The sequence below is a fragment of the Pseudohaliea sp. genome (assembly GCF_054552115.1).
The window spans coordinates 43,531-49,954 of sequence record NZ_JBTOLW010000030.1 but is presented as its reverse complement, the minus strand read 5'-3'; the positions used below and the strand labels follow the sequence as shown (position 1 = coordinate 49,954).

Below are 6,424 nucleotides of genomic sequence, written 5' to 3'. Positions count from 1 at the left end.
GGTCGGGTGCCCCCACAAAGCGTGTATCGGGGAGCGACCCGGCCGGGCAAGGCTGGGGGCACCCGACCGCGCCCGTACCGGAAAACTGCTGGCAGACCCGCGCCTAGTCGCCCGGGGCGATCTCGATGAGCACGGCGCCGGCACTGACCTGCTCGCCAACGCTGGCATGCACGGCGCTGACGGTGCCGTCGACGGCCGCCTGCAGCCGGTGCTCCATCTTCATGGCCTCCACCACGGCGAGCTCGTCACCGGCGCTGACCCTATCCCCCGCGGCCACCAGCAGGCGCAGGAGGTTGCCATGCATGGGGGCGCTGACGCTACCGTCACCGCTGCCGCCCTGCCCGGCGGCGCGGGCGGCCAGGGCATCGGTTAGCACCGCGTCGCGGCCCCGCCACTGCAGGCTCACCTCGCCGGGGCCGGTGAAGGCAAAGGGCACAGTGGCCTGGAGGCCGTCAACGGACACGCGCAGGCAGCCGTCGCGGGGGGCATCAAACAGCTCGAGCACCACTTCCCGGTCGCCGAGCGTGGCGCTGAAACGCGCCTCGTCCAGCTGGCGCAAGAGGACGTCGACATCCTCCCCGTCCCGCACATAGCGCCGCCGCACGGCGAGGGCCCGGGGCCCGGTCCAGCCAGCGCAGGCCGCGTCGTCGCTGACCCGGGCGGCCTCGGAGGCCGCGAGGGCCTCGAGGTACTGCAGCAGCGCCGCGCAGCAGAGCTGCTCGTCCGTGGGCACGGGCGCCGGCGGGCCGCCCGGGAAGCGCTCGTCGATGAAAGTCGTGGTCGCCTCACCCGCCGCGAAGACCGGGTCAGCGAGCACGTCGAGGAGGAAGGAGCGGTTGGACGGCAGGCCGAAGAGCACCGTGTCCTCCAGCGCCCGGCGCAGGCGCCGCAGCGCCGCAGCGCGGTCAGGCCCGCTGGCGATCACCTTGGCGACCATGGGATCGTAGAAGGGCGTGACGTCCTGTCCGGGGGCGAGGCCGTGGTCGACACGGATGCCTTCCCCGGCCGGCGGCACCCAGGCCACCGCGGTACCGGCGGCGGGCAGGAAACCGTTCGCGGTGTCCTCGGCGTAGAGCCGCACCTCGATGGCGTGGCCGCAAAGGTCGACGTCCTCCTGGCCGAAGGGCAGCGCCTCCCCCTCGGCGACGGCGAGCTGCAGGGCGACGAGGTCCAGCCCCGTGACGGCCTCGGTCACCGGGTGCTCGACCTGCAGCCGGGTGTTCATTTCCAGGAAGTAGAAGCTGCCATCTGCGTCCAGCAGGAACTCCACGGTTCCCGCGCCGACGTAGTCGATGCTGCGGGCGGCGGCCACCGCCGCCTCGCCCATGGTGCGGCGCAGCGCCGGCGTCATCACCGGGCAGGGCGCCTCCTCGACCACCTTCTGGTGCCGGCGCTGCACGGAGCAGTCGCGCTCGCCGAGGTGGATGTGGTTGCCGTGCTCGTCGCCGAAGACCTGCACCTCGACGTGGCGCGCGGCCGTCAGCGCGCGCTCGAGGATCAGCTCGCCGCTGCCGAAGGCGTTCTCCGCCTCGGAGCGGGCCGCGGCGATGGCGCCGGGGAGCTCAGCGGGGGTCTCGACCAGGCGCATGCCGCGTCCGCCGCCACCGGCCGCGGCCTTGACCATGAGCGGGTAGCCCACGTCCTCCGCGGCGGCGAGGAGGGCGTCGTCCTGCGCCTGCGCTTCCTGGAAGCCCGGGATGCAGGGAACGCCGGCGGCGAGCATGCGCCGCTTGGCCGCCGCCTTGTTGCCCATGAGGTCGATGGCCTCCGGCGAGGGGCCGATAAACACGATGCCGGCCTCGCTGCAGGCCGCCGCGAAGCGCGCATTCTCGGACAGGAAGCCGTAACCCGGGTGGATGGCGCCGGCGCCGGCCCGCCGGGCGGCGGCGAGGATGCGCTCCCCGTCGAGGTAGGAATCCTTCACCGGCGCGGGACCGATGCGCACGGCCTCGTCGGCCGCGAAGACGTGCGGCGCCTCGGCATCCGCATCGGAGTAGACGGCGATGGTGCGGTAGCCCGCGGCGCGGGCGCTCTCGATCACGCGCAGGGCGATCTCGCCCCGGTTGGCGACCAGTACGCTGTCGAAACGGCTCATGTCAGGAGTCCTCACCGCCGGCCCAGGCCGGGGCACGCTTGTCGGCAAAGGCGCGCATGCCCTCCCGGGCCTCGTCGCCGAGCATGGCGTCGGCGAAGCGCTCGGCCGCGAACTGCACCAGCGCCTGGCGCTCACCGCCCGCCGCGCTCGCGCGGATGATCTGCTTGGTCAGCGCCAGCGCTCCCGGCGCACAGCGGCGGGCCTCGTCGAGGAGCGAGGCGAGGCGCGCGTCGAGCGCCTCCGCATCGGCAACGACCTCGTTCACGAAACCCAGCCGGGCCGCCTCCGTGCCATCGAAACGCTGCGCCGAGAGCAGGAGGCGGCGCGCCTCGGCAAGGCCCACCCGCTCGATGACCACCGGCGTGATCTGCGCCGGCGGGATGCCGAGGGAGACCTCGGTCAGGGCGAAGCGGGCACCGGCGGTCGCCAGCACCAGGTCCGCCAGGCAAGCGATGCCCAGCCCGCCGGCCATGGCGGCGCCCTCGATGGCGACAACGAACAGCTGCGGCAGCGCATCGATGGCCGCCATGAGCTCCCCGAAGGCGGCGTTGGCCTCGACGATCGCCGCGCGCTCGGCGCCGCCCTGGAACACCTCGCGGAACTGCTTCAGGTCGCCGCCCGCGCAGAACACGCCGCCGCGGCCGCGCAGCACCACGAAACGATACTGCGAGGCCGCCGGCAGCGCCTCGAACACCTGCTGCAGTTCCCCGGCCACCGCGGCCGAGAGGGCGTTGCGCGTCTCCGGCCGGTTGAACCAGATCACCAGCGTGTCATCGCGGCGCTCCAGCTCGAGCGCAGTCACTTCCGGCAGTTCGCCCATGGCCTTGCGTCTCCCTACATGCGGCCGACGCCAAAGGCGTTCGGCTGTACCGTGCGGTGCCGGGCTTCCCAGCAGGTCTGCAGGGCCATGCCCAGGGCCCGCCGCGTATCGCGCGGATCGATGAGGCCGTCATCGAGAAGCCGGCCGGAGGTGTAGAAGGCGTCCGACTGGCGGTCGTAGTGCGCCGTGACGCGGGCCTCCTGCTCGGCGATCATGGCCTCATCCACGGGCTTGCCCTTGCGCGCCGCGCCGGCACGGAAAACCTCGGACATGGTGCGCGCCGCCTGCTCGCCGCCCATGACCCCGATCTGCGTGTTCGGCCAGGAGAAGACGAAATCCGGGTCGTAGCCCTGGCCGCACATGCCGTAGTTCCCGGCGCCAAAGCTCGCGCCGATCATCACCGTGAGCCGCGGCACGCGGGCATTGGTCACCGCCTGGATCATCTTCGAGCCGTGCTTGATCATGCCCGCCTGCTCGTAGGCCGTGCCCACCATGTAGCCGGTGATGTTCTGCAGGAACACGAGCGGGGTCTGCGCCTGGTCGCAAAGCTGGATGAACTGCGCCGCCTTGCTCGCCCCGTCCGGGTCGATGGGGCCATTGTTGCAGAGGATGCCCACGGGGATGCCGTAGATGCGCGCCTGCAGGCAGACCAGGGTCGCGCCGTAGCCCGGCTTGAAGTCGAGGAAGCGCGAGCCATCGACAATGCGCGCAACCACCTCCCGCGCCTCGTAGGGCTGGCGGTAGTCGACGGGAACGATGCCGAGTAGTTCCTCCGCGGGGTAGTGGGGTTCTTCGTGGTCCCGGGCCTGCGGCGGCGGGCAGTGCCGGTTCCAGCCGAGCTGGGCTACCAGGTCGCGGCAGGTGGCGATACCCTCCGCATCGTCCTCGGCGAGATACTCCACCAGGCCGCTGACGGAGGCGTGCATGGCGGCGCCGCCGAGCTCCGCATCGTCGGCGACCTCACCGGTGGCCGCCTTGAGCAGCGCCGGCCCCGCCAGGTAGGCCTTGCCGTTGCCCTTTACGCCGACGACGTAGTCGCTCATGCCGGGCATGTAGGCACCGCCCGCAGCCGACGCGCCGTGGAGCACCGTGAAGGTGGGCAGCCCCGCCGCGGAGAGGCGGGCCAGGCGGGCGAAGATACCGCCGCCGAGCATCCACATCTCCACCTCGTAATCGAGCAGGTTGGCGCCGGCGCTCTCCACCAGGTGAACGAAGGGCAGCTTCTGCTGCAGTGCGATATCCATGGCGCGGATGCCCTTGCGGGTCGAGGTGCGCGTCATGGCACCGGCGTTGATGCCCGAGTCGTCCACCTGGACCATGCAGCGCACGCCACCCACGTAGCCGATACCGACGATCTGCGTGGCGCCGGGCACCGACGTCTCCGGATCCTTGTCGTCCACCAGGTAGCCGGCCATGTTGCCGATCTCCAGGAAAGGCGAGCCCGGGTCCAGGAGCCGGGCCAGCCGCTCCCGGGGCAGGAGCTGGCCGCGCTTCTCGAAGCGCGGGCGCGCCGCCGCGGACAGCTGCTCGGCACGGCCGAGGAGCTCCTGCAGGCGCTCCACCAGCGCCAGCTGGGCGGCGCGGTTGGCCGCGAAGATCTCGCTCGCGGTACTGACCTGCGACGCGTAGCGTTGCCCGTGATCACTCATGCGGTCTCTCCGGCGATGGCATCGGCGAGCCCGTGGGCCGCGGCCAGGGACCGCGGCAGGGGGATGAGCTCGGCGAGGAGAAGCTGTGCATAGCACTTGCCCTGCGGGTCTGCGCGCAGACTGGCGGTACCGCCGCCGCCGAGCACGCTGTGCAGGAGGAAGTTGAAGGCGCCCGCCCCGGGCAGATAGAAACGCTCCACCGGCGCGGCCTGGCCGGGCGCGAGGAAGTGCCGGAAGCAGGCCTCGACCCGGTCCGCGGTGAGGGCATCGGCGATCCAGGGCAGGAAGTCGCGGTGCCGGGCGATGATGCCAATATTGGCCTTGTCACCCTTGTCGCCGCTGCGCCCGAAGGCGAGCACCTCCAGGGGCACGGACACCAGCGGCTCTGCCACGGCGGGCGGCACCGGGTCGGCGGCGGCGGTGCCCGGGTCCGCCGGGGCCGGCAGGGCGGGCTGGGTGAACGGCACCGGGGCGCCGTCGATCTCGACGCTGATGCTGACCGCGTCCCGCGGCAGCAGGAAGGCGAAGAGGCGCACCACCGGGCTGGGCTTGGGCCGGGCGCCGGCGAACCCCGTGAGCCCCGGGGGCGCGGTTAGCGCAAGGCCGACCATTTCCTTGAGGAAGACACCGATGCCCCGGGCGCTCGGATGTTTCGCGGCGATCTTGAGGTCGACCTCCCGCGGCTCCAGGCCGCTGGCCCCGGCGCCGAAGTGCGACTCGACGCCGAGGATCTCGACGCTGCTTTCGCTGAGCGGCGGAAGGCCCGCCCGCTCGAGCATGAGCGCCGTACGGGCCAGGATGCCGTCGGCCAGGTGCTCCGCCTTGCGGCGGGCGTCGCGCCCGACCATGGTCCAGAGCTGGCCGGCGCGAAAGCCGTCCGCCCAGGTGGCACAGGCCTTGTACTGCAGGGGCGCGCCGTGGCCGCGGGCGCCGGCGAGGCGGACCCGGTCCGGCGCGACGGCCTCGAGGGTGACTTCGCTGAAGTCGCAGGTGACATCCGGGAGCTGGTAGCAGCGGGGGTCGCCGATCTCGTAGAGCATCTGCTCGGCGACCGTGCCCACGCTGACGAGGCCACCGGTCGCGGGCGCCTTGCCGATCTCCACGGTGCCGTCGGCATCGACCCAGGCAATGGGGTAGCCCGCCTCGGGCAGGCTGTCGACGACCTGCTCCCAGTCCGTGAAATTGCCCCCGGTGGCCTGGGTCCCGCATTCGAGGATGTGGCCGGCGAGGCAGCCCTGGGCGAGCCGGTCGACCTCACCGGCCCCCCAGCCGAAGGCGTGAATACAGGCGCCGAGCGTCACGGCACTGTCGACGCAGCGCCCGGTGATGACGATATCGGCGCCCGCGTCGAGGGCCGCGGCAATGGGGAAGGCGCCGAGGTAGGCGTTGATGCTGGCGACCGCTTCCGGTGGCGGGAACGGGCCGCTGCTGAACATCTCCGTGACACCGTCCTCGTGGAGGTGCCCGGCGCGTTCGGTGAGGTCGTCGCCGAGCACCACGGCCACGCGGAGCGCCAGCCCCTGGCGGTCGATCTCGGCGCGGAGCGCCTCGGCGCAGGCGCGCGGGTTCACACCCCCCGCGTTGGCGATGACGCGCACGCGCTGGCGGGCGATGGCATCGAGATTGGGCGCCATGGCCGCGCTGACGAAATCGGTGGCGTAGCCCTTGCTGTCATCGGCGGCCCGCGCCCGGGCGAGGATCGACAGGGTGATCTCGGCGAGGTAGTCGTACACGAGGTAGTCCACCGCGCCGCCGGCCAGAAGCTGGGGCGTGGCGAGGGCGGCGTCGCCCCAGAAGCCGGCGGCGCCACCGATGGCAATGCGTCCCGTCATGGCTGGCTTGCTCCCCGGGGCTGGTCGC

At 72.4% G+C, this 6,424-nt stretch carries 4 protein-coding genes; all 4 read right to left on the bottom strand.

The features are described 5' to 3' along the window. Positions 1 to 103: 103 nt before the first annotated feature. From ACX93N_RS13485 to ACX93N_RS13470, 4 genes are read right to left on the bottom strand one after another with little or no spacing between them, the layout of a single operon-like run. Positions 104 to 2,095: an ATP-binding protein gene (locus ACX93N_RS13485; RefSeq protein WP_459428956.1), complete on the bottom strand. Its 1,992-nt coding sequence runs from the start codon at positions 2,093 to 2,095 to the stop codon at positions 104 to 106. A gap of 1 nt (position 2,096) precedes the next feature. Continuing rightward, on the bottom strand, positions 2,097 to 2,915 hold the full coding sequence (locus ACX93N_RS13480; protein WP_459428955.1) for an enoyl-CoA hydratase/isomerase family protein: 819 nt from the start codon (positions 2,913 to 2,915) through the stop codon (positions 2,097 to 2,099). Between the two features lie 14 nt (positions 2,916 to 2,929). Then, on the bottom strand, positions 2,930 to 4,564 hold the full coding sequence (locus ACX93N_RS13475; RefSeq protein WP_459428954.1) for an acyl-CoA carboxylase subunit beta: 1,635 nt from the start codon (positions 4,562 to 4,564) through the stop codon (positions 2,930 to 2,932). Next, positions 4,561 to 6,396 (bottom strand): acyclic terpene utilization AtuA family protein, encoded by a 1,836-nt coding sequence (locus ACX93N_RS13470; protein ID WP_459428953.1) that lies wholly within the window; start codon positions 6,394 to 6,396, stop codon positions 4,561 to 4,563. Before ACX93N_RS13470 ends, ACX93N_RS13475 begins: the two co-directional genes overlap by 4 nt. Positions 6,397 to 6,424: the final 28 nt, after the last annotated feature.